The organism is Methylococcus geothermalis, from assembly GCF_012769535.1.
Classification (GTDB): Bacteria; Pseudomonadota; Gammaproteobacteria; order Methylococcales; family Methylococcaceae; genus Methylococcus; species Methylococcus geothermalis.
On the sequence record NZ_CP046565.1, the window covers coordinates 1,721,712 to 1,745,582 of the forward strand.

Here is a 23,871-nt window from a genome sequence, read left to right on the forward strand (position 1 = left end):
CTCAATGGCCTCCGTGCATCGAATGGTCGGGCGCGGCGGTCGGGGCGGGCGAGGGCTGGCCGGTCGAAAAACTGCCGATCGCCGCGCGCAGGTTGCTTTCCGAATCGATCAGGAAATTGGCGCGCGTCACCACCTCTTCGCCTGCGCTGAGTCCCCGGCGGATTTCCGTATACCCCTCCACCCGCTGGCCGGTTTCGACCGGGCGGGGCTCGAAGTTGCCTTCGCCCAGGCGGACCAGAACCAGCTGCCGGGTGCCGCTGTCGAGCACGGCGGAGTCGGGCACCGCCAGCACCGGTTCCGCCTCCGCCGCCGCCTGCAGGGTGACGTCGCCGTACATCGCCGGCTTGAGCCGTTGCTTCGGATTCGCCAGTTCGATGCGCACCCTCGCCGTGCGCACGGCATCGGTCACCGTGGGGTAGACATAGCTCACCCGGCCTTCGAAGGACTGCTCCGGATAGGCATTGAAGCCGATGCGGGCGGTCTGCCCCACCCGGACATGGCCGAGGTCCTGCTCGAAGATCGAAGCGATCACCCAGACCGTGGACAGATCGGCGATGCGGAACAAGGTGTCGCCGGGCAGGAAGCGCATGCCCTGCAGCGCATTCTTCTCCAGCACGATGCCGTTCACCGGCGACGCCAGCGGCACCCGGCGCTGGATTTCGCCGCTGGCCTCGAACCGGCGCAGCCAGGGTTCCGGCACGCTCCAGTTGCGCAGCCGCTGGATCGCCCCTTCCCGCAAGGCCCGGCTGGCCTCGCCGGAGCCGGCGATGCGGTATTCCTCCTGGGCCGAGACCAGGTCGGGGCTGTACGCCTCCAGCAGCACTTCGCCCTGCCGTACCGGCTGTCCGGTGGTGTTGACGCCCAGCCGTTCGATCCAGCCCTCGAAGCGCGGCGCGATCGCATGGACCCGGCGCTCGTCGATCTCGACCACGCCCAGCGCCCGGATGACGTGGGTCAGGACCCGGCGCCGCGCCGGCTCGGACCGCACACCGAGCTTCTGGATCTTCTCCGGGCCGAGGCTGATGACCGCTTCACCGGAGCGGGCGGACGGCGCCAGGTCTTCGGCGTAGACCGGCACGTAGTCCATCCCCATGTCGTCCTTGGCCGGCACGGGCGATGTGACCTGCGGGTTCATCGGATTGCGGTAGAACAAGGGACGCCTCGCGGCTGCGGTCTCCGGGCCGGGTGGAGGCGGTGGCGCGGTTTTCCGTCCCAGCCCGTAGCCGCCGAGGCCGGTGCCGGCCAATGCCAGGAGGAGCAAGATCGGACGTACAGACGGTTTCATAGCGTTTCCTTGCCGAGGGCGGCGGCGAGGCGGGCGAGCGCCTGCTGGGAAGTGGTGAGGGCGTTCCAGTACTGCACCTGGTAATCGAACACCGAGAGCTGGGCGCGCAGCACGTCGGCGAAGGCGATCTTGCCCACCCGATAACTGGCGGTCAGGGAATCCAGCGTGCCGCGCGCCTGCGGTAGGAGTTCCTTCTCGAACAGGCTCAGGCGCTCATGGGCATGGTGGTAGGCAGCCAGCGCGGTGGTCACGTCGGCCTGGACGCTGCGTTCGGCATCATGCAGCGCATAGCGTTCCCGCATCAGCTCGCTCTGCCTCTGGTCGACCTGCTTGGACTGCTTGGTCGCGGCGTACAGCGGCAGGTTGATGCTCAGCCGGAAGTTGGCGAAGTCGCTGCGGAATTCGCCATTCGGCGCGTTCTGGCGGAAGGCGTAGCCGAAGCCGAGGTTGAGGTCGGGCAGGTACTCCTTTTTCGCCAGGTCGAGGCGGTTCTGGGCGGCTTCGATGGCCGCCTGTTTCTGGGCCAGCAGCGGCCGCTGGGCCTGGGCCTGGTCGAGCAGCGCCGGCTCGGCCGACAGTTCGGGAAAACTGAACGCGGCTTCGCTGGGCAGTTCCAGCGTGCTGTCGCTGGAGCGGTCGAGCAGCACGTTGAGACGGGCCGCCTCGCCGTGGCGCATGTTGATCAGTTCCAGGGTCTTGTCGCGCAGCTTGGTGAGTTCCAGCCGGGCCAGCAGGCTGTCCGACTGTTCCGCCTGGCCGAGCCGGTAGCGCTGGTCGGCGATGTCCGCCAGCTTGGCCATCCAGTCCCGGCTTTCGGCGAGAATGCCGAGGGTGCGGTCGTAGTAGAACAGCGCCCACCAGCTCAGGCGGATGTCCCGCGCCAGCCGGAGCCGTGCTTCATCGGCATCCTTGGCCGCGCCGATGGCTTCCTGCTGCGCCGCCCGTTCGGCCAGGCCGAGCTTGCCCGGAAACGGAAGCTGCTGGCTGACGGCGACTTCCATCATGGTCATCTGGTCCTGGTTGAGGCTGAAATCGTTGGTGGGGACGTTCAGCGCGCCGAAGCTCAGGAAAGGATCGGGCAGGCTGCCGGCCTGGGGCGGAACGCTGGCCAGGGCATCGGCGCGGGCCTTGATTTCGGCCAGCCCGGGATTGCCGGCCAGCGCCTGGTTCAGCGCCTGTTCCAGGGAAAGTGGACCGGCCTGTGCCGGCGCCGTCAGGCAGACGGTCAGCAGCACAGCGAAGTCCGGTCGCCTGTACGAGGGGTGTAGCGAAAACATGGAATGCTCCTTTTTCGGACGCGGTCGAGCGGCGATTCCCTCCCGGTCCGGCGCAGGACGCGGCAGGCCAATCGCGTTGCGGTCAGCAATGGAAAAGGAGCGCTAATTCAGCAGGACGCAGAAGCGGAGAGCGACGGGAACCTTGGGAAGGGGGGGAGGCCGCCGCAGGTAGTGGTGGTCCGGCAGCCGCCGGATCGCGGCCCATGGGCCGATGAAAACCAATAGGCAGAGCGTGAGGAGTTTTGCCGGAAAGCCGGGGCCGGCCTGGTCGATGGCGATGCCGTCTTCGTCCACCGCCTGCACGCCGAAACAGGAAGCCTGCTTGTCGCAGCCGCCCGGCGTGGCTCGATGGGAGGTGTCTTGCTCCGGCATCCCGGCGCAATGGTCCGCTGCCTGCTTGGCCTCGGGGCCGTTAGCCATCAGGCAGACCGCGCCGACGGAGGACGAGAGCCAGACGCACAGGCTCAGTACCGCGCAAAGGCGGACGGCGAGCGAGCGGCGGATTTGCCAGGGCAGGGACATCGACATGGTGGGGAATAAAAACATGTTGCCGGAGCTTGTGCAACCGGGAACACGTTGGTCTGCCGCCACGAAACCTCAAGGCGAATCTTCCGTCGTGAGCGGCAGCAGCCCCCGCAGATTGCGGAAACTGCTGGAGCGCACGATGTCCAGGAAATCCCCCATGTACGCCGTTTGCGCCATGTCTTCCGTGGTAGCTGCGTACAGCGCGCTCCAAAGGCCGGTTTCGCCGATCGGCTTGGCCAGCACGTATTCGCGCTCGAGATAGTTTTGCACGGTCCAGTTGGGCAGGGCGGCGATGCCGCGGCGGCTGGCGACGAGCTGCAGGATGGCGACCGTGAGTTCGGCGGTGCGCCGCTTCGGCTCGATGCCGCGGGGCTTGAGCACCTTGCGGACGATGTCCAGCATGTCCTCCGGCACCGGATAGCTGAGCAGGGTTTCCTCGGCGAAATCCTCCGGCGCCAGGAAGGTTTTGGGCGCGAGCGGATGCTGGCGCGACACCAGGCCCACGATCTCGAACCGGAACAGCGGATGGAAGGCGACGCCCTCGCGCGCCTGAGGTTCGGACACCACCACCAGCTCGGCGCGGTCCTCCCGCAGCAGGCCCAAGGGATCGGCGTGGAAGCCGGAGACCAGGTCCAGCTCGATCTCCGGCCAGTGTTCGCGGAACTGGTCCATCGCCGGCATCAGCCAGTCGAAGCAGGTATGGCACTCCACCGCGATCCGGAGCTGGCCGCTGTTGCCCTGGGCGATGCGGGCGATGTCGCGTTCGGCTTCCCGCACCGCCTTCATCACCGTCTCGGCCAGACTGTGGAGGCGCTGGCCTGCGGGCGACAGGCGCAAGGGCTGGGTCTTGCGCTCGAACAGCACCACGCCGTAGTGCTCCTCCAACTGCTTGATCTGGTGCGAGATGGCCGACTGGGTGAGGAACACCCGCGCCGCCGCCTTCGACAGCGTGCCGGTTTCGACCAGGGCCAGGAGGGTTTGCAGGTGGCGGAGTTCCAGCAGAGATGGCTTCATGAATGAAATCGATGACTGCGATGAAAATATTGAGTTTGAATAATAATCATCCTGTCCCGATCATGCCAGCTCTCAATTCGATGAGCACGAGGAGGCAGATATGGCAGTCACACATTCCCTGGGATTTCCCCGCATCGGCGCAGGCCGCGAACTGAAGCAGGCCGTCGAAGCCTATTGGGCCGGCCGGGCCGGCTTGGCGGAGTTGATGGAAACGGGACGGCAGTTGCGGGAACGGCACTGGAAGATCCAGAGCCATTCCGGCATCGATCTGGTGCCGGTCGGCGACTTCGCCTGGTACGACCAGATGCTGAACATGACGGCGCTGCTGGGTGCCGCCCCCGACCGGTTCGGCTTCCAGCCGGATGTTCTGACCCTGGACCAGTATTTCCAGCTCGCGCGGGGCAACGCCGAGCAGCCGGCGATGGAAATGACCAAGTGGTTCGACACCAACTACCACTACATCGTCCCCGAGTTCGACCGGGAGACCCGCTTCGGTCCGGGCACGGAATGGCTGTTCGACGAAGTGGAGGAGGCCAAGGCCCTGCGGCTCAATCCCAAGCCGGTGCTGATCGGGCCTCTGACCTATCTCTATCTCGGCAAGGAAAGGCAGGCCGGCTTCGGCCGCCTGGAACTCCTGCCCCGGCTGCTGCCGGCCTATGCCGCGATCCTGCGGCGTCTGCATGCCGCGGGCGTGCACTGGGTGCAGATGGACGAGCCGATCCTGGGGCTGGACCTGCCGCCCGACTGGATCGAAGCCTTCGCGCCGGCCTATGCCGCCCTGGCGGAAGCCGGTCCCAAGCTGTTGCTGGCGACCTATTTCGCTTCGGTGGCGGAGCACGCGGTCTGGCTCAAGTCCTCGGCTGTCGCCGGGGTGCATATCGACGCGGTGCGGGCGCCGGAACAGGTGGCCGATTTCGTCGAAGAGTTCCCGGCGGACAAGGTGCTTTCCCTGGGCCTGATCGACGGGCGCAACGTCTGGCGCACCGACCTGCGCCGCGCGCTGGACCTGGCGGAAAGCGCCAGTGCGGCACTCGGGGAGAGGCTGTGGCTCGCGCCCAGCTGCTCCCTGCTGCACGTGCCGCAGGACCTGGAGCTGGAAACCTCGCTGAATCCCGAGATCAAGGCCTGGCTCGCCTTCGCCGTGCAGAAGCTGGAGGAGCTGGCCGTGATCGACAAGGGGCTGCGGCTGGGGCGGCAGGCCGTCGCCGCCGAACTGGCGGAACAGGAGCGCTTGCTGCTGGCCCGGGCGCAATCGCCGCTGACCCATGATCCCGACGTCAAGCGGCGGCTGGAGGGATTGAGCGATGCCGATTTCCGCCGCTACTCGCCGTTCGGCGAGCGTTGTCCGCTGCAGCGCGAGCGGCTGCGTCTGCCGCCGTTTCCGACCACCACCATCGGCTCCTTTCCCCAGACGCCGGCGATCCGCAAGGCGCGGGCTGCCCACCGCAGCGGCGAGCTGAACGAGGCGGCCTACCGGGACGCGATGCGGGCGGCCATCCGCGAAGCCATCGGCAAGCAGGAAGCCCTGGGGCTGGACCTGCTGGTGCACGGCGAGGCCGAGCGCAACGACATGGTGGAGTATTTCGGCGAGCAGTTGGCCGGCTACGCCTTCACCAAGCACGGCTGGGTGCAGAGCTACGGCTCCCGCTGCGTCAAGCCGCCGATCATTTACGGCGACGTGGCGAGAGCTAAGCCGATGACGGTGGAATGGATCGGCTACGCCCAAAGCCTGACGAAGAAGCCCGTCAAAGGCATGCTGACGGGGCCGGTGACCATGCTGCAATGGTCCTTCGTGCGGGACGACCAGCCGCGCGCGACGACCGCCCTGCAGATCGCGCTGGCGATCCGCGACGAGGTGGCCGACCTGGAAGCCGCCGGCGTGGCGGCGATCCAGATCGACGAGCCGGCATTCCGCGAAGGGCTGCCGCTCAAGGCCGCCGATCGGGCCGATTATCTGGACTGGGCGGTCAAGGCGTTCCGGCTCGCCTCCTGCGGCGTCGCCGACGACACCCAGATCCATACCCACATGTGTTATTCCGAGTTCGGCGACATCCTGCCGGCCATCGCCGCGCTGGATGCCGACGTCATCACCGTCGAAACCTGCCGCTCGGCCATGGACCTGCTGGAAGCCTTCCGCGTCTTCGGCTATCCCAACGACATCGGCCCCGGCGTCTACGACATCCATTCGCCACGGGTTCCGGCCGGCGCCGAGATGCGGGCGCTGCTGGAAAAGGCCGCCGCGGCGGTCGATCCGGAGCGGCTGTGGGTCAACCCGGACTGTGGCCTGAAAACCCGCCAGTGGCCGGAGGTCGAGCAGGCGCTGGCGAACATGGTCGAGGCGGCCAGGGCCATGCGAGAGGCGAAATCGGGGCTCGAATCGGCGGGACGAAAGGGAGCTTTGAAACGGGCATGAACCTGAACGCGCTCGTTGAACTCTCCATGGGAATCGTTCGGGGTGAACCCTTAGGCAAGCTCACGGCTCGGGACGAACGGCATTCTTGCGCGTCCAACGGAAGCATTTGACGTGAAAGTCGCGGCAACCGCGCCCGACCAGCGGGTAGGGCGGAACCGTCTTTTCGGGTTCCGCCAGATGCGGCGGATCGCCTTCGGCATCCGCCTTACCTGACTTCCATCTTCAAGGGTGGCTGGTCGCCACGATCCTCGGGAAGAATGAAAACGGCGGAACCGGTCGCCCGGTTCCGCCGTTTTTTCCCGATGTCCTTCCACCTCGAGGCGCGGATACGGGATTGGGCCCTAAGCCGCTACCGTTCGGCGCCCCCGCGGTGAAAAGCCATCCCTGGCGGTTGGGACAGTGTCCTCAATGCCCCGGCGACCCCTTGAAGCTGGTCTCCAGGCTATGGCAGGTGTCGCAGCCGATCGGGGTGCCGGCGGCCACTTTCACGACCTTGGTCTTGAACCCGGCCTTCTTCAGCTTCTTGCCGTCGAAGCCGCGGAAGTCGAACACCCGGTCCACCGGCGTCTTGGACAGACGGGTGCCCTTGTGGTCGTTGCCGTGGCAGGCTGCGCACTGGTCTTCGCCATTCGCTCCGGGCATTTTGGCGTAGTTGTTGTGCCAGCCGCCGTAGGTGCCGCCGTCGCTGTTGGCGACGTCGCCATTGGCCTGCTTCCACCAGTACGGGTCGTTGACGGGATGCATGTCGTGCGGTCCGCCCAGGATGCCGGGCTTGGCGTCGCCGCTGTACTGGCCGCCATCCAGGTCTTCCAGCTTGGCGAATGAATCCGCCGTGTGGCAGACGTTGCATTCCAGGATGGTGCCGGTGTGGCCCTGGAGCTGCAGCGCGGTGACGTTGTCGTTCGAGCTGGGATCGCGGTTGGGCCAGACGCCGTGGGCCGGGCCGTGGCAGGCACCGCAGGCGACGTCGCCGTGCTTGTCCTTGCTGTCGCGGTAGACCCGTTCGTTGATGTTGAACGAGACGTCGACGGTGTACCCGCCATCCGGCGACGATGGATCGTTCATCCATTGGGTGGTCGGCATCTTGCCGTAGTCCTTGGGTTGCACCGCGAAACGCTCGGTCTTGGGCGGGCGGGTGGTGGCTGAACGGTCGCCGTCGTCGAAGGCGCGCTTCATGACGCCGGCGCTGAAGAAGCCGCTGCCGCCGTCGTTGGCGTTGCCGGTATGGCAAGAACCGCAGTCGGGCTCGTCGTAATAAGCCACGCGGTGCTTGTTGCCGTCGGCGCCAACTTGGGATTTTTCATACGCCAAGCCTTGGGCCAGCATGTCTCCATGGCAGTCGTAGCAGGTCACCCCGGCCGTGTACATACGGTCGCGATATTGCTGTTCGCGCTGGCCGGCGTGGCACTGCAGGCAGTTTTCCTCCATTGGCTTGGATTCGCCGCTGGCGGTTTTCACAGGGAACAGCGTGTTGGGATTGGCGCCCTGAGCGGGGTCCCACAGCTTAGGCACGCCACTGGCTTCGCGCAGGATGTTGTCCGGATTGGACGGGTCGCGCTGGAAGCGGCCGTGGAGCTTGTGCATGGCCATGGTGTAGTTCGGCCAGTAACCGCCATTGCCCCACTGCGCGCCGGTTTCGTCCATGAAGAAATAATCCTGCCACATGACCACTCCCAGGGGCCAGTGGCGGGTGGGAGATGAATGGCAGGCCGCGCAGAAAAAGGAGCCGTCGTTGCTGATCTGGCCTTGATCGTTGTGGCCCGCGCCGTAAAGACGTTCCTGAAGGAGATTCAGTCCGTCGTAAAAATCGTGCAGGCTGTAGACGTTCTTCATCGCAGCGTCTTCCTGGTCCCTCAGGGTTTTGCCCGCAGGCTCAAAGAACTCGGGCTGGGCGAAGGTGCATAATGTTCCGCCGTGCCCTTCGTGATTATGCCCGCCACCGTTGGCGCTGCACATGCTGTCGTCCACTATCTTGCCGTAGACGGAATAGTGGAAGGCTTCCTTGCTCCAGCCCGCGTTGGGATTGGCGGCGATCTTGCCCTTGGCGTGGCATTCGCGGCAGTGGTGGTCGCGGCTGGTGGTCATCACGCCGTCGGTCGACGCCACGGTGTTGCCGCTCTTGTCCACCGCCTGCACGCGCATGAGCGGATAAGGGTTGACCCGGCCGGTATCGTCCGCGTCGGTCACCGGAATATAGCCAGCCCCGAGTGCGCGAGTGCTGGGGTCGTAGAACGCGAAGGCCTGGGGATCGTTGGCCTGATAGGGGTTGGCGAAGCCGGGCATGCGGGCGCTTTTGGCCGGGAAATTGGTGGAAGCGTTGTCGTCCAGAAACGGCTTGAACGGATCAATCACATACCCTTCGTCGCGTGCCGGGGTCTGTTCCGGGCTGCCCGTGGGCCAGTTCTGCTGCCAGGCGATGAAGCGCGAGACATAGTCCGCGGCCAGATTGGTCGCGCCGCGCCGGTCGACCCGGTCCCAGATGTCGGTCTTTTGCAGCGCGCCGTCCAGGATGTATTCCACATTGGCGCCTTCCGCCGAATTCCAGTTGCGGCTGGTGGAGTTGATGGAGCCCGCGCCGGCCGGATCGGAGGGGTTGGAAGCGGCGGAATAGCGCAGTTCGATCTGGGTCGGGTCCAGCGCTACCGGCAGCCGGTCCTTGCGGTAGGCCAGGGCGTTGAGCATGTTGAGCGGCGGATTGAACGCCAGTTCCTGGTTGGGCTGGAAGTCGTGATCGGCTACGCCCTGATAGGTCCAGCTTTCGAACGGCATCACCACGACGTCGCCCTTGGCGCCATCCAGTTCCCCGCCGAACTTGGGCGCCGACTGTTCGGAAACCTTGCCCGGCAAGCCCACGGGCGGCGTGCCCACGACGACTTCGACCGCATCCTCGCAGCGCCGGCCCTTGGCGTCGGTGGCGCTGAAGCGCACCCGGTAATGGCTGTTGTCGCGGATGAAGGTTGGCATGGCCATGAGGTCGGTCGGATGGCCCATCGCGCCGCCCGCGAAATCCCACTCGTATTTGAGTGGCTGCGCCGTCGGATCGCTGCTGTTGGCCATGGCCTGGAAGTGCGATTGCACGCCGATCGGGAGCACCGCGCCATCGGCCGGGCTGGTGATGCTGCAGGTGGGAACGCCGGCGCAGGATTTGGGCGCGCCCTTCACCAGCTTGACCGCTTCCGTGCCGCCCGCCTCGATCCGCACGGCGCAAGGCACGTTGCCGAGGTCCTGGCGGGCCAGGGTGAGGGCGAAGCTGGCGCCCTGGCCGCTGCCCAGGCGGCGGCCGTTGATGTCGTAGACGTCGACCGGGCCGTTGTTGCCCTTGGCGCTGCCCTTGATCGTCAGCGTGCCGGCCTTGTCCGACCAGGTGGCCTTGATCTTGAACTTGGCTGCGGCCAATGCGGCTTCGGGGGCCAGCGTGGCGGCCAGCGTCAACAGCAGGCCCGCGAAAAGCGGGCCGCCGCGATGCAAGGATGGTGGTGCATGGCTTGTGGTATTCACGGTTCCTCCCTATTTCTCGATTGTTGTGTCGCGGACGGCGAGCGGGGGCTCGTCGACAATGCCTACGCAGTCATCGTGCCAGGAGGAAACTCGATGAGAATCAATGCCAACCGCACATCAGCGAAAAGCCATGTTGTGTGATATCGGGTCGATCTGGGCGAAACCGCGCATCGCGGCTTCCGGACGCCGGTCCTTGGACGCGGACGAGGGTTTAGAGCCGGCGCCGGCTCAGTGGGCGCCGCTGTCGCCGGCATCGTGCCGGACTTTTCTGACCAGCGGCATCAGGAGGAGAGAGGCGAAGAACAGCAGGCCGAGGACATGGAACAAATCGTTGACGGTCATGATCTGGGCTTCCCGCATGGCCAGTCCGTAGAGTTGCTTGAGTGCGGCATCGGCGGGATCGGGGACGCGGAGCAGGGCGGCCTGGGCTTCCAGCCGGGCGAGCAGGGCATCGGCTTGTGCGGAACCTGGCGTGACCGATTCGCGCAGCGCGGCGTAATGCGCCTTGTCCCAGCGGATCATCAGGGTGTTGGCGACGGCGATGCCGATGGCGCCGCCCAGATTGCGGGTGAGGTTGTACAGCCCGCTGGCATTCTTGACTTCCTCTGGCGGCAGGGTTCCCAGCGCCAGCGAGTTGACCGGCAGGAAGGCGAACATCAGGGCGAAGCCGCGCAGCGCCTGGGGCCAGAAGAATTCCCAGTAGCCAGCGTCGTGGCTCAGGTTGCCGTTCTGCCAGGTGCCCAGCCCGAACAGGAACATGCCCATCGCCAACATCAGGCGCGAGTCCATCCGCTTCGCCAAGGGGCCCGCCACGAACGCCGAAGCGAACTGGAACATGCCGGTGACCATCAGGTACTGGCCGATCTGCAGGCTGTTGAGGCCTTTCACCGTGGAAAGGTAGATGGGCGTCAATGCGATGAGGGTGTAGAGCCCGATGCCGATGATGAAGCTGAACAAGCAGCCGACCGCGAAATTGGCGTTACGGAACGCCCACAGGTCGACGATGGGTTCCTCGATGCGCAGCTCGCGGTAGAACATGGCGCCGCCGGCTATGACCGCAACGGCGCTGAAGAACACGATCTCGCGGCTATCGAACCATTCCTTGCGGATGCCTTCTTCCAGGACGAATTGCAGGCTGCCCAGAAAAACGCAGATATAGAGGATGCCGGGGAAATCGACGCGCTTGAGCAGTGCCCAGTCGGGGCGGTCCACCTCGACCAGGAACCAGGTCGAAAGGCAGACCAGAACGCCCGGCAGCAGATTGACCAGGAACAGCGCCTTCCATGACAGGACTTCGGTCAGATAGCCGCCGAGCACGGGGCCGGCGGTGGGCGCCACCGTCACCACCATGCCGACCACGATCACCATGGCCGCTTGCTGGCGGGGCGGGAACAGGGTGTAAATCACCGCGAATACGGTCGGGATCATGGCCCCGCCGAAGAAGCCCTGCAGGGCTCGGAACGCGATCATGGAGGGGAGGTTCCATGCCAGCGCGCAGCACAGGCTGGTCAGGGTGAAGCCGCCGCAGGACAGCACGAACAGGTAGCGGGTGGAGAGGGCGCGGTTCAGCCAGCCGGACAGCGGGATGATGACCACTTCGGCGATCAGGTAGGCGGTCTGCACCCAGGTGATCTCGTCGCGGGTGGCGGCGAGGCCGGCCTGGATCTGCTCCAGCGAGCTGGCGACGATCTGGATGTCCAGGATCGCCATGAAGACCCCGAATACCATCCCGAAGAAGCCGATCCAGGCACGGGGGGTGACGCTTCCCGTCATCGTCATGCCGCTCAGTGCACTTTGATTCTTACCTGCACCGACAGGCCGGGTTTGAGGAGACTGAGGTCGGCGCCGGCGGCGAAGGTCAGCTTGACCGGAACCCGGCGGACGATCTTGGTGAAATTGCCGGTGGCGTTCTCCGGCGGAAGGATGCTGAATTCCGATCCGCTGGCCGGCGCCAGGCTGTCCACCACCGCCTCGAACGGCGCGGCGGGATAGGCGTCGACGACGACGCTCGCCGCCTGGCCGATCCGCATGTGTTCGATCTGGGTTTCCTTGAAATTGGCCTCGACGAACACTCCGTCCGCCGGGATGAGATAGGCCAGCACGCTACCGGGCTGGAGCAGTTGCCCGATCTGGACGCTGCGATTTCCTACCGTGCCGTCGATGGGGGCGAGGATGCGGGTATGCTCCAGGTCGATCTGGGCCAATTCCAGCCGGGCCTGGGCCTGCTGCAGCTGGGCCCGGGTTTCGGCGATCAACGCGTCCAGGGCGATCAGGCGGATTTCGGCCTGATCCCGCGCGGACCGGTTCTTGTCCAGCAACGCCTTGGCCTGTTTGTAGGAGGCTTCCGCGGTGTCCAGCGACTGGGCCGAGGCCGCGCCGGCTTCGGCCAGGCGGTCGAGCCGTTTCAGGTCGCGTATCGACCGTTCATGGTCGGCTGAAGCCGAGGCGATATTGGCGTCCTCTTCGCGGACCCTGGCCGCCTGGGTCCGCTTCTCGGATTCCAGTGCGGTGATGCGCGCCGCCGTCGCCGCCACCTCGGCGCTGGCTTCGGCCACGCGCGCCTTGAATTCGTGATCGTCTATCACCGCCAGCACGTCCCCTTTCTTCACCCGCTGATTGTCCCGGAACAACACCTCTTTCACGTAGCCCGTTTCCTTGGAACTGAGCAGGATGAGGTGGGCCTTGATGTAAGCGTTATCGGTGGTCTCATACGGGTGAATGGCCTCGAGCCAGTAGGCTGCGCCGCCCGTACTCAGGGACGCCAGGCCGACGAGGAGGAGCAGATGTCGCGGGGAGGTGGGCAGTCGCATCTTGTGCGTCTATTATTGAGGAGACCGAATAAGAAAAATGAACTGATACGTTCAGTTCAGGATAATCACGAACCGGTCCGGCCGCAAGCCGGGGCGATCTTTTGAGAGCCGATGAACACCGTCCGAGTTTCCAAACGCGAGAGCATCCTGCTGGCAGCCAAGCGAATGTTCCTCCTGCATGGCTACGCCGGCGCCAGCATGGAGGCCATCGCCGAAGCGGCGCCCGTGTCCAAGGCCACCTTGTACAGCCATTTCGAGGGCAAGCAGGATCTGTTCGCCGCGGTGATTTCGCTGCAATGCGAGGCCCTGCTGAACACCTTGGCCAAGGCGCAGACCGAGGTGCGCGATCCGGTCGCGGCGCTGACCGCCATTGCGCGCGCCTTCGTGGATCTGGTTTATTCCGAAGAAGCCTTGACGCTTTACCGGGTGATCATCGGCGAGCAGCAACTCTTCCCCGAACTGGGCGCCCGCGTGTACCGGACCGGCCCCGAGCCGGTGCTCCGGAAGCTGTCGGCCTATCTCGAGGAACTGTCGGCCCAGCGAGTCCTGGCGATTGCGGATGTCGGCGTGTCGGCCCGGCTGTTTCTGGGGATGCTGAAAGGCGACGAGCACTTCCGCTGCCTGCTCGGCCAGAAGGAAGGTCTCGGCGAAGACGAAAAAACGTCACTGGTCGGCGCGGCCGTCGATCTGTTTCTGCGGGGACACGGCTATGGGGAATCGCTTGCACGCGAATGAGCCGGCCTTTGGCCGCGAGGGGAGATGAACGGATGGACTGGAAACAACGTCTGGACCTGCATTTCCGGAAGCTGGCGCTGGAGGCCCAGGGTGCCCGGGCGGCCGAAGCGGAATATGGCAGGGAGTGCGAGGCTTATTTTCGCGATGTCGTGGGGCCCGTCCTGGAAACCTTCGCCGGCGCCCTGAGCGAATACGGGCGCCAGGCCGCGGTCGACCTGCGGCAGAGGTCCGCCGAACTGGCGGTCACCCACGACGGCGCCGAGGAATTCGCGTGGGCGATCGAATCCCACGTCGGCGCCGCCGGCTGGATGGTGTATCCGGTGGAGGTCTCCTGGGCGCGGGGAAAGGCGCGCCGCAAGCCGGGCCGGTTCCGCATTCAGTACCCGGATGCCTCGTTCCTCCTGAACGAGATCACCTCGTCCTATCTCTCCTGCCTCAGCCGCCGGCCGAGTTAGCGTCCACTTGAGATTGGGGCGTTCACGCGGCCCCGGAACGAATCGATCAGCAGCATGCCGATGCCGATGGTGATGGCCGAGTCGGCCACGTTGAACGCCGGCCAGTGCCAGTCGCCGTAGAACACGTCGAGAAAGTCGATGACGTAGCCGTAGACGACCCGGTCCGACAGGTTGCCGACCGCGCCGCCCAGCACCAGCGCCCAGGCGGCGGCTTCCCAGGTTTTCCGCCGGTCCAGGTGCTTGAGCCAGTACGTGATCAGCACCGTGGCGCCAACCGACAGCGCGATGAAGAACCAGCGCTGCCAGCCGCCGGCCTGGCTCAGGAAGCTGAACGCCGCGCCCTGGTTGCGCAGGTAGGTGAGCTGGAACACCGGCAGCAGCGGAATCGTCTCGTACAGCCGCATCGAGGCGTCGACGATCTGCTTGCTGAGCTGGTCGATGGCGAAGACCAGCACCGACAGCCAAAGCCATTTCAACATGGACGACCTCAGCCGAACGAGCGGGATTCGCCGGCGCCGGCGACGTTCTCCACGCAGCGGCCGCACAGTTCCGGGTGGTCCGGGTTCGAGCCGACGTCGTGGCGGTGGTGCCAGCAGCGCACGCACTTGGGCTTGTCGGAGGCGGTGAGCCGCAATTCCAGGCCGGGGACTTCGGTCGGCAGGGTGACGGTGCCGGGTTCTGCCGCCGGTTTGACCGACGCATAGGAGGTCAGCAGCACGAAGCGCAGCTCGTCACCTGCGCCGCTCAGTTTCTGGAACAGTTCGGCATCGCAGAACAGCTCGACCTCGGCGTCCAGCGAGGAGCCGATGTCGCCCCGGACCCGCAGGATTTCCAGCTCCTTGCCGACGGCCTCGCGGATCTTCAAGAGCTGCTCCCAGAATGGCCGATCGAAGCGGCTGTCCGTATCCAGCGCGAACAGGCCGTCGTACCAGGTCGACAGGAACACCGACTCCTCGCGTTGGCCGGGCAGGTGTCGCCAGATTTCCTCGGCGGTGAAGCTCAGGATGGGGCTGAGCCAGCGCACCATGGCTTCGGCGATGTGGTACATCGCGGTCTGGCCGGAGCGGCGCGGCAGGCTGTCGGTCTTGCAGGTGTACTGCCGGTCCTTGAGCACGTCCAGGTAGAAGCTGCCCAGGTCCACCGAGCAGAAATGGTGGGTCTTCTGGAAGATGGTATGGAACTGGTAAGTCTCGTAGGCTTCGATCACGTCCTGCTGGATTGCCAGGGCGCGGTCCACCGCCCAGCGGTCCAGCGCCAGCATGTCTTCCGGCTTGACGAGATGCCGGGCCGGGTCGAAGCCGTCGAGATTGGCCAGCAGGTAGCGGGCGGTGTTGCGCAGACGGCGGTAGACGTCCGAGATGCGCTTGAGGATCTCGTCGGATACCGTCATCTCGCCGCGGTAGTCGGTCGCCGCCACCCACAGTCGCAGCACGTCGGCGCCCAGGGTTTGCATGACTTTCTGAGGTGCCACCACGTTGCCGCGCGACTTCGACATCTTCTTGCCTTCGGCATCCACCGTGAAGCCGTGGGTCAGCACCGCCTTGTAGGGCGCCTGGCCGCGCATCGCGACCGAGGTCAAGAGCGAGGACTGGAACCAGCCGCGATGCTGGTCCGAGCCTTCCAGATAGAGATCGGCGGGGAAGGCCAGTGCGGGGTTCTGCGCCAGCACCGCATGGTGGGTGACGCCGGAGTCGAACCAGACGTCCAGGGTGTCGCCGATCTTGCTGTACCGTTCCGCTTCCGCGCCCAGCAGTTCGGCCGGGTCCAGCTCGAACCAGGCGTCGATGCCGCGGGTTTCGATCTTCTGGGCGACCTCTTCGATCAGTCGGCCGGTGTCCGGATGCAGCGCGCCGGTTTCCTTGTGGACGAACAGCGGGATCGGCACGCCCCAGGTGCGCTGGCGCGAGATGCACCAGTCCGGGCGGTTGCCGACCATGGCCTCGATGCGGGCCTGACCCCAGTCCGGCACCCATTGCACCTGGCCGATGGCCTCCAGGGCCTGGCGGCGCAGCTCGCCCTTGTCCATGGCGATGAACCACTGCGGCGTGGCGCGAAAGATGACCGGCGTCTTGTGGCGCCAGCAATGCGGGTAGCTGTGCTCGATCCGCGCCTCGTGCAGCAGGGCGCCTCGCTCCTTGAGCACTTCGACCACGTGGCCGTTGGCGTTCAGCACGTGTTCGCCGGCGAACAGCTCGGTGTTCGGGAGGAAGCGGCCGTCGTCGCCGACCGGGTTGTCCACGGCCAGGCCATAGCGCTGGCCGACGGCGTAGTCTTCCTGGCCGTGGCCGGGGGCGGTGTGGACCGCACCGGTGCCGGCGTCCAGGGTGACGTGGTCGCCCAGGATCAGCGGGACGCTGCGGTCGTAGAACGGATGCCGGAGTTGCACGCCTTCCAGCTCGGCACCCTTGCAGTAGCCGATGACGCGGTAATCCTCCGCGCCGCAGCGCAGCATCACGTCCTTCATCAGGGCATCGGCGAGCACCAGCCGTTCCTTGACGTCGGCGCGCTGGACGACGACGTAGTCCAGTTCCGGGTTGAGCGCCACGGCCTGGTTGGCGGGCAGGGTCCAGGGCGTGGTGGTCCAGATCACGACCGACAGGGGACCTTCGCCGAGCGCGCCGTCGGCGGTATGGAACCGCGCCATCAGGCCGAATTCGTCGATCACGGCGAAACGCACGTCGATCGCCGGCGAGTGCTTGTTCTCGTATTCCACCTCGGCTTCGGCCAGGGCCGAGCCGCAGTCGATGCACCAGTGTACCGGTTTGGCACCCTTGACCAGATGGCCGCGCGCGGAAATCCTCCCGAGCGCCCGGACGATGTTCGCCTCGAAGCGGAAATCCATGGTCAGGTACGGATTTTCCCAGTCGCCCAGCACGCCGAGCCGGATGAATTCGCGGCGCTGGATATCGACCTGGGCGGCAGCGTATTCCCGGCAGGCCTTGCGGAACTCGGCGGGGCTGACCTTGTGGCCGGCCTTGCCGATCTTCTTCTCGACCATCAGCTCGATGGGCAGGCCGTGGCAGTCCCAGCCCGGCACATAGGGGGCGTCGAAGCCGCTCAAGGTCCTGCTCTTGACGATGAAGTCCTTGAGGATCTTGTTGACCGCGTGGCCGATGTGGATTTCGCCATTGGCGTAGGGCGGGCCGTCGTGAAGGACGAACCTGTCCCGGCCGGCACGCTGGGACCGCACCTTCTTATAAAGGTCCAGCGTGCGCCAGCGTTCAAGCTGCTCGGGTTCCCGCTGCGCCAGATTGGCTTTCATGGGGAATGGCGTCTGGGGGAGGTTCAGCGTGCTTTTGTAATCCATGGTCGAAAGTCGGGAGTCGTGTATCGGGTCAGCCTGCCGCGAAATGGCCGCGCGCGGCGGCGGCATCGCGGGCAATCTGTTCCTTCAGGTCTTCGATGTCGGCAAACCGCATCTCGTCGCGAAGCTTGTGGTGCAGATGGACTTCCACCCGGCGCCCGTACAGATCGCCGGTGAAATCGAACAAATGGGTTTCCAGCATGGCCTTGCGGCTGCCGCTCACGGTCGGCCTGATGCCGATGTTGGCCACACCGGGCCAAGCTTCGGCTGAAATGCCCGACATTGTAACGGCAAATACGCCTTGCACCGGAATGTTTTCGCGGCGCAGTTCGATGTTGGCGGTGGGAAAGCCCAGCCGGCGGCCGAGCTGGTCGCCATGGACCACGCGTCCGCGCAAGGCATAGGGTCTGCCCAGCAGTCTGGCCGCCCCGGCCATGTCGCCCCGCCAAAGCGCCTCCCGTACCCGGGTGCTGCTGACGCGGAAGCCGTCGACCGTCACCGATTCGGTATCGCTCACCGTGAAGCCGTGGAGCCGGCCCAGGCGGCATAGCAATTCGTGGTCGCCGGCGCGGCCGCGGCCGAAACGAAAGTCGTCGCCGACGATGAGGTGGCGGACGTGCAGCCGCTCCACCAGTATCCGGCGGACGAAGTCCTCCGGCGCCAGATTGGCGAGTTTCTCGTCGAAGCGCAGCAGCAGCACCCAGTCGACCGGCAGATCGGCGAGTCTGGAGAGCTTTTCCGACAGGCGCATCAGGCGGGGAGGGGACTGGTCCGGATCGAAGAACTCGCGCGGCTGCGGTTCGAACAGGACGATGGCGACCGGCAGGCCGAGACGGCGCCCTTCTTCGGCCAGCCGCCGGACCAGCGTCTGGTGTCCCAGGTGGACGCCGTCGAAGTTGCCGATACTGGCGACGCAGGCGGAAGGACATGTCGTGCCGGAGACGCCGTGAATGACGCGCATGGCTGGCCTTATGCCCGTTCGGGCAGGAGCAGGTGATGGGGCCGCAGGCCCGTCAGCAGCAGGCACAGCAGATAGATGGCGATGCCGGCGCCGAGCCACAGGGCGAGATGGACGATGCGATCCGGTGTGGACCAGTCGGCCCAAGGGGAGTCCAGGGCTTGGACCAGCAGCGCGCTCATCGCTGTGTTCGCCACCACCAGGCGGGCCGCGAAGCTGCGCCACGAAGCACCCGGCCGGTAGGCCTGTTCGGCCAGCAGCTTGCCGAGCAGCAGCGATGCGTTGAGAGAAGCCGCCACCGCGGTCGCCAAGGCCAGGCCGGCATGTCCCCAGCCGTGGGGCGCCAGGAGAAAGGCCAGGGCGGGCGCCAGCGCGCAATTGGCGCCGATGGCGTGGAGGCTGTACCGCAGTGGGGTGCGGACATCCCGGCGGGCGCTGAATCCGGAGGCCAGCGCCTTGACGGCGATCGCGCCCGGCAGGCCCGCCGCGTAGGTGACGAGGCTGCGGCTCGCCATCTCCACGTCGTAAGATGAAAATGCGTTGTGCTCGAACAGGGTGGATACCAGAGGTTTGGCGAGAATCATCAATCCCAGCGTCGCGGGCAGGCCGAGCAAGGCGACCCAGCGCAAGGCCCAGTCCAGCGCACGGGAAAAACCGTCGCGGTCGCGGCCGAGATGGTTGGCGGACAGATGGGGCAGGATGGCCGTTCCGATCGCCACGCCCAGAAGCCCCTGCGGCAGCTCCACCAGCCGGTCCGAGTAATATAACCAGGATACGCTGCCGGAGACCAGGAACGAGGCCACCAGCGTGTCCAGCAGCAGGTTGATCTGGGTCGCGGAAACGCCGAGGATAGCCGGCCCCATCAGCTTGAACATGCGCAGGACCTCCCGGTCTCGCCAGGCCGGGCGCGGCAGGGCGATCTGGCGAATGCCCCAGAGCGAGGGAAGCTGAAAGACCAGTTGCAGGATACCGGCGGCGAAAACGCCCCAGGCCAGGGCTTCGACCGGCCGTTCCATCCGCGGCGCCAGCCACAGTGCGGCGGCGATCATCGCCAGGTTGAGCAGGGCAGGGGTCAGGGCGGGCACGGCGAATTGCCCCCAGGTATGCAGGACTCCGCCGGCGAATGCCGTCAGCGTGACGAAGAAAAGGTAAGGGAAGGTGATGCGCAGCATCTCCACCGCCATTTCGTACTGGATGGGCTGGTCATGAAAGCCCGGCGCGAACAGCAGGGTCAGGATCGGCGCGGCCGCCATGCCCAGCGCGGTGAGCAGCAAGGCGGTGAGCGCCAGGGTTCCGGCCATCCGGCCGATGGCGCGCCGGGTCGCCGCATCGTCCGTGCCGGCGCGCAGTTCCGACAGGATCGGCACCAGTCCCTGCGAGAAAGCCCCTTCGGCGAAAAGCCGGCGCAGGAAATTGGGGATTCTGAAAGCGACGAAGAATGCGTCCGTTGCCGCATCGGCGCCGAAGGTCCGCGCGATGAGCATGTCGCGGACGAAGCCCAGCAGACGTGAAATCAGTGTCATGGAACCCACCACGGCGGTGGATTTCAACAGGCGTCGGCTCAGCGTTCGGCTCCGTCGGGAAAAAAAGGCTCAGTATAATCAATCGGCGGCCGTGATGCCCCGCCGCGTGTGATTTCCAGGTTGACAGTGGTAGTAAAGACAAGGACAATCCTCGCCTTTTCTTACAGTCGCAATCCAGAAGAGGTCGACCTTGGCTAATATCGCTTCCGCGAAAAAGCGCGCTCGGCAGGCGGAAAATAACCGTGCACACAATGCCGCCCTGCGTAGCCGTCTCCGCACGTACATCAAGAAAGTCATCCTGGCGGTGGATTCCGGCGATCTGACGAAGGCGCAGGAAGCGTTCCGGCAGGCCGTGCCCATCATCGATTCTTCGGTGAACAAGGGGCTGATTCATCGCAACAAGGCGGCGCGCAGCAAGAGCCGCCTGAACGCCCGCGTCAAGGCGCTGGCACTGCAGGCTGCTTCCTGAATCCGGGACGTGGCGGGCCGGGGTTCGTGCCCGGCCCGCCGCTCAACTCAGCACCAGATTGTCGCGGTGGATGAGTTCGGCCTCGTCCACGTATCCCAGGATCTCCTCGATGCGCGTACTCGGCTGGCGCATGATGAGGCGGGATTCTTCCGCGCTGTAGTTGGTCAGTCCTCGCGCGATTTCCCGCCCGGCCTGATTCAGGCAGGCCACCAGATCCCCGCGCCGGAACTCTCCCTCCACGGCGGTCACGCCGATCGGCAACAGGCTCTTGCCGGCCTCCTGTAGCACCCGCTCGGCGCCCTCGTCGACTACGAAGCTCCCTTTCAATTTGAGTTGCCCGGCCATCCAACGCTTGCGGGCGATCAGAGGGGAGACGTCAGGGATCAGTAGCGTGCCGAGGTTGTCGCCCCCGAGGATGCGCGGAAGCACGCCGGTTTCCCTGCCGCTGGCGATGACGGTGGCCGTTCCCGAGCGGGCGGCCAGACGGGCGGCGCGCAGTTTCGTAATCATGCCGCCGCGGCCGAGGCCGCTCAGGCTGTCCCCGACCATGGCGCTGAGGCGCGGATCGTTGATGCCGGCCTGCTGGACCAGCGGCGCGGTGGAATCGATGGACGGGTTGCGTTCGAACAGCCCGGCCTGGTCGGTCAGAATGATGAGGAGATCGGCCTCGACCGCGTTTGCCACCAATGCGCCCAGCGTATCGTTGTCGCCGAAGCGGATTTCCTCGGTCGTGACGGTGTCGTTTTCGTTGATGACAGGGATGACCCCGAGTTGGAGCAGAGTGAGTATGGTGCTGCGCGAATTGAGATAGCGCTCCCGGTTCGACAGGTCGTCGTGGGTCAGGAGGATCTGGGCGGTCTGCAGGCCGTGCCGCTTGAACAGGCTTTCATAGGTCTGCACCAGCCCCATCTGGCCGACGGAGGCGGCGGCCTGAAGCTCGTTCAGCCGGTGGGGGCGGGTTTTCCAGCCCAGTCGCGACATGCCTTCCGCGACCGAGCCCGAGGATACCAATACCACCTGTATCCCGCGTTGGCGTAGCTCGGCGATCTGCTGCACCCACTGGCCGATCGCGGCCTGGTCCAGGCCCTTGCCGCCCGCGGTCAGCAGGGTGCTGCCGATCTTGACGATGACGCGCCGGCTGCCGGGGAGCTCACTCCTGCTCTGCATCGAGGCTCCGTTCCCGTTCGAGGAATTGCATGATGTCGTGGGTCAGGCGGTCGAGGCCCTCGCCCTTCATGGCGGAAATCCGGTAAACAGGATCTGTCCAGTGCAGGCCGTCGATGATTTCCCGGCAGCGGTTTTCCATGGCTTCGGGGGCCAACCGGTCGATCTTGTTCAGAACCAGCCAGCGCGGCTTCTCTTCCAGTCCGTGTCCCCATTTGCACAGCTCCGCGATGACCTTGCGCGCCGCGGCGACGGGATCCAGGCCGCTTTCATAGGGCTCGACATCGACCAGATGAAGAAGGAGGTGGGTTCTCGCCAAGTGTTTGAGAAATTGCACGCCGAGTCCGGCGCCTTCCGCGGCGCCTTCGATGAGACCGGGAATATCGGCCATCACGAAGCTGCGTTGATCGCCGACGCGCACCACGCCCAGGTTGGGGTATAGCGTCGTGAATGGATAGTCGGCGACCTTGGGGCGGGCGGCGGAGACGGCGCGGATCAGACTCGATTTGCCGGCATTGGGCATGCCGAGCAGGCCGACGTCGGCGATCAGCTTGAGTTCCAGATGCAGGGTGCGGTGTTCCCCCGGCGTTCCTGGCGTGGCGCGCCGCGGCGCCCGGTTGGTGCTGCTTTTGAAGCGGGTGTTGCCTATGCCGTGAAAGCCGCCCTGGGCAACCAGCAGGCGTTGATCGGGCCGGGTCAGATCGCCGAGGTGCTCGCCGGTGTCCGCGTCCGAAACGATGGTGCCGACGGGGACCTGAATGACGCAGTCCTCTCCGCTCCTCCCGGTGCAATTGTTGCCGGAGCCGTTCTCGCCGCGCTGGGCGCGGAAGCGGGAGTGGAAGCGGAAGTCGGCGAGCGTGTTGAGGTTGTTCGACGCAACCAGATACACGCTGCCCCCGTCGCCCCCATCGCCCCCGTCCGGGCCGCCGAACGGGATGTATTTCTCGCGCCGGAAACTGATGCAGCCGTTTCCGCCATCTCCGGCGTCCACGCGAATTTCGGCTTCGTCAACGAATTTCATGGGTATCAACTAAAAGGCCCAGACGAGCTGGGCCTAAGAGGTGTTTCGCGCCGGTACCGCTCAGACGGGAACCACCGAAACATACTTGCGCCCGACCGGACCCTTGACCTTGAATTCCACGCGGCCCTCGGTGAGGGCGAACAGCGTATAGTCGCGTCCGCAGCCGACGTTTTCGCCGGGGTGGAAGTGGGTGCCGCGCTGGCGGACGATGATGTTGCCGGCCTGGACGATCTGGCCGCCGAAGCGCTTCACGCCCAGTCGCTTGGATTCGGAGTCGCGGCCGTTGCGGGAGCTGCCGCCTGCTTTCTTATGTGCCATGAGTGTCTCTCCGTGTGAGGTTGATTACGCCGTAATCTCGTTGATCTGGACTTCGGTGTAGTTCTGGCGATGGCCGGCCTGCTTCATATGATGCTTGCGGCGGCGGAACTTGACGATCCGGATTTTCGGGTGGCGTCCGTTTGCGACGACCGTGCCGGTCACCTTGCCGCCCGAGACGAACGGCTGTCCGACCTTGATCCCGTCATCGGACTGGATCAGCAGGACGTTTTCGAAAGCGACTTCTTGACCGGCTTCAGCGTCGAGTGACTCGACCTTCACCTTGTCGCCGGGTTGGACGCGGTATTGCTTGCCGCCCGTCTGGATAACAGCGTACATGTTCAGGTGCTCCTGAGAGATTCGCGTAAACGCGCAATTGTATAGCGATGGAGCGTCGTTAGTCAATCGAAGTTGAGGTCCCGCCGGACTCGCCACAGTACTTTACGAGGCGCTTGTTCAGGGCTTGCGTTTTTCGAAAAGGTGCTTTATAAAATCACCCGTGCTACGGCACCAACAATAAAAGCACAATTCTAACCTATTGTTAATTGAGGAGGATCTATGAAAAAAGCACTGTGCGCCCTGAGCGTTGTCATGATGTCCCTGGTCGTGGTCGGCTGCGGCAATTCGCCGGACGGTGACAAGCAGAAGATCTCCAGCACCATCGTTTCGCCGTCTCTGTAAAGGTCGTCAGCCCGACCCGGCTCCAACACCCATAAATTTCGGGTCGGCTTCGTACAGAGCCATCGGTCTTGCAAAACCCGGGTGTGGTCACCCGGGTTTTTTGTGTCCGCAAGTCAGTCAGTTCCGCAGTCGAGTCGTTTTTCTTGACAGGAGATGAAGGGAAGGTAACATTACGGGCCGGTAGCGTTCAGACCCAATCTGATATCTATTTCTTTCAAAACATTACACTACAAGGTAGGTACATACATGGGAGCTATACTTGATCTGGTTGAAAAGATGAGATCGCCGACGGGAATCGTCGTCACCATCGCCATCGTCGCGATCGCGTTCTTTTTCGTTCGTTGGGTCTTCAAGGACGAAGATAGCAGCAATCAATAAGAGGTCTCCCCGTGGTGTGGCAAGCTTGGGGCGCGAGATGGTGTTC

Annotated in this window: 20 protein-coding genes; 5 read left to right on the forward strand and 15 right to left on the reverse strand. The window is 65.1% G+C overall.

What is annotated here, in order from left to right; genetic code table 11:
* Position 1: 1 nt before the first annotated feature.
* The 4 genes from GNH96_RS08305 to GNH96_RS08320 form a co-directional block, all read right to left on the reverse strand.
* A complete protein-coding gene (locus GNH96_RS08305) occupies positions 2-1,285 on the reverse strand; it encodes an efflux RND transporter periplasmic adaptor subunit (protein WP_169603248.1) in 1,284 nt (427 codons plus the stop codon).
* The gene (locus GNH96_RS08310) at positions 1,282-2,562 is read right to left on the reverse strand and encodes a TolC family protein (protein ID WP_169603249.1); all 1,281 of its coding nucleotides are present in this window, start codon (positions 2,560-2,562) and stop codon (positions 1,282-1,284) included. The genes GNH96_RS08305 and GNH96_RS08310 overlap by 4 nt, the downstream gene beginning before the upstream one ends.
* Positions 2,563-2,664: 102 nt before the next feature.
* Positions 2,665-3,108: a hypothetical protein gene (locus tag GNH96_RS08315; RefSeq protein WP_169603250.1), complete on the reverse strand. Its 444-nt coding sequence runs from the start codon at positions 3,106-3,108 to the stop codon at positions 2,665-2,667.
* A gap of 51 nt (positions 3,109-3,159) precedes the next feature.
* A complete protein-coding gene (locus GNH96_RS08320) occupies positions 3,160-4,101 on the reverse strand; it encodes a LysR family transcriptional regulator (RefSeq protein ID WP_169603251.1) in 942 nt (313 codons plus the stop codon).
* Positions 4,102-4,201: 100 nt separating this feature from the next.
* On the opposite strand from GNH96_RS08320, the gene metE reads away from it, so the two are divergent.
* Positions 4,202-6,514, forward strand: a complete 2,313-nt coding sequence (gene metE / locus GNH96_RS08325; RefSeq protein WP_169603252.1) for a 5-methyltetrahydropteroyltriglutamate--homocysteine S-methyltransferase — start codon at positions 4,202-4,204, stop codon at positions 6,512-6,514.
* A 405-nt stretch (positions 6,515-6,919) separates the two neighbouring features.
* On the opposite strand, the gene GNH96_RS08330 is transcribed toward metE, so the two are convergent.
* The 3 genes from GNH96_RS08330 to GNH96_RS08340 all read right to left on the reverse strand — a co-directional run bounded on the left by GNH96_RS08330 (position 6,920) and on the right by GNH96_RS08340 (position 12,822).
* Complete coding sequence (locus GNH96_RS08330; RefSeq protein WP_169603253.1) at positions 6,920-10,012, reverse strand: cytochrome C; 3,093 nt, start codon at positions 10,010-10,012, stop codon at positions 6,920-6,922.
* 228 nt (positions 10,013-10,240) lie between these two features.
* A complete protein-coding gene (locus GNH96_RS08335; RefSeq protein ID WP_228719766.1) occupies positions 10,241-11,785 on the reverse strand; it encodes a DHA2 family efflux MFS transporter permease subunit in 1,545 nt (514 codons plus the stop codon).
* An 11-nt stretch (positions 11,786-11,796) separates the two neighbouring features.
* Complete coding sequence (locus GNH96_RS08340) at positions 11,797-12,822, reverse strand: HlyD family secretion protein (RefSeq protein ID WP_169603255.1); 1,026 nt, start codon at positions 12,820-12,822, stop codon at positions 11,797-11,799.
* 111 nt (positions 12,823-12,933) lie between these two features.
* On the opposite strand from GNH96_RS08340, the gene GNH96_RS08345 reads away from it, so the two are divergent.
* Both GNH96_RS08345 and GNH96_RS08350 read left to right on the forward strand, forming a co-directional pair.
* Complete coding sequence (locus GNH96_RS08345; RefSeq protein WP_169603256.1) at positions 12,934-13,557, forward strand: TetR/AcrR family transcriptional regulator; 624 nt, start codon at positions 12,934-12,936, stop codon at positions 13,555-13,557.
* Between the two features lie 32 nt (positions 13,558-13,589).
* Entirely contained in the window at positions 13,590-14,012 is a 423-nt protein-coding gene (locus tag GNH96_RS08350) for a hypothetical protein (protein WP_169603257.1), read from the forward strand.
* On the opposite strand, the gene lspA is transcribed toward GNH96_RS08350, so the two are convergent.
* Genes lspA through murJ form a run of 4 tightly spaced genes read right to left on the reverse strand, consistent with a single transcriptional unit; the run spans position 14,009 to position 19,797 of the window.
* Positions 14,009-14,491 (reverse strand): signal peptidase II, encoded by a 483-nt coding sequence (gene lspA / locus GNH96_RS08355; protein ID WP_188114772.1) that lies wholly within the window; start codon positions 14,489-14,491, stop codon positions 14,009-14,011. The two genes, GNH96_RS08350 and lspA, sit on opposite strands and share 4 nt — an antisense overlap.
* Positions 14,492-14,499: 8 nt before the next feature.
* Positions 14,500-17,319 carry an isoleucine--tRNA ligase gene (gene ileS / locus GNH96_RS08360; protein WP_169603258.1) on the reverse strand — a complete coding sequence of 940 codons (2,820 nt, stop codon included), beginning with the start codon at positions 17,317-17,319 and terminating at the stop codon, positions 14,500-14,502.
* Between the two features lie 28 nt (positions 17,320-17,347).
* Positions 17,348-18,277, reverse strand: coding sequence for a bifunctional riboflavin kinase/FAD synthetase (ribF, locus tag GNH96_RS08365; protein WP_169603259.1), 930 nt, complete (start codon positions 18,275-18,277; stop codon positions 17,348-17,350).
* Positions 18,278-18,285: 8 nt separating this feature from the next.
* Entirely contained in the window at positions 18,286-19,797 is a 1,512-nt protein-coding gene (murJ, locus tag GNH96_RS08370; RefSeq protein ID WP_267313362.1) for a murein biosynthesis integral membrane protein MurJ, read from the reverse strand.
* Positions 19,798-19,987: 190 nt separating this feature from the next.
* On the opposite strand from murJ, the gene rpsT reads away from it, so the two are divergent.
* Positions 19,988-20,266, forward strand: a complete 279-nt coding sequence (rpsT, locus tag GNH96_RS08375) for a 30S ribosomal protein S20 (protein WP_010961480.1) — start codon at positions 19,988-19,990, stop codon at positions 20,264-20,266.
* Between the two features lie 42 nt (positions 20,267-20,308).
* Here the strand turns inward: rpsT and proB are convergent, their stop codons facing one another.
* The 4 genes from proB to rplU are packed head-to-tail and all read right to left on the reverse strand — an operon-like array spanning position 20,309 to position 23,105.
* Positions 20,309-21,433: a glutamate 5-kinase gene (gene proB, locus GNH96_RS08380; RefSeq protein WP_169603260.1), complete on the reverse strand. Its 1,125-nt coding sequence runs from the start codon at positions 21,431-21,433 to the stop codon at positions 20,309-20,311.
* Positions 21,417-22,451, reverse strand: a complete 1,035-nt coding sequence (cgtA, locus tag GNH96_RS08385) for an Obg family GTPase CgtA (protein ID WP_169603261.1) — start codon at positions 22,449-22,451, stop codon at positions 21,417-21,419. Before cgtA ends, proB begins: the two co-directional genes overlap by 17 nt.
* Positions 22,452-22,511: 60 nt before the next feature.
* Entirely contained in the window at positions 22,512-22,769 is a 258-nt protein-coding gene (gene rpmA, locus GNH96_RS08390) for a 50S ribosomal protein L27 (protein WP_169603262.1), read from the reverse strand.
* 24 nt (positions 22,770-22,793) lie between these two features.
* Complete coding sequence (gene rplU / locus GNH96_RS08395; RefSeq protein WP_169603263.1) at positions 22,794-23,105, reverse strand: 50S ribosomal protein L21; 312 nt, start codon at positions 23,103-23,105, stop codon at positions 22,794-22,796.
* A gap of 219 nt (positions 23,106-23,324) precedes the next feature.
* Between rplU and GNH96_RS16185 the strand changes: the two genes are divergently transcribed.
* Entirely contained in the window at positions 23,325-23,447 is a 123-nt protein-coding gene (locus GNH96_RS16185; RefSeq protein WP_267313363.1) for a hypothetical protein, read from the forward strand.
* Positions 23,448-23,871 lie beyond the last annotated feature (424 nt).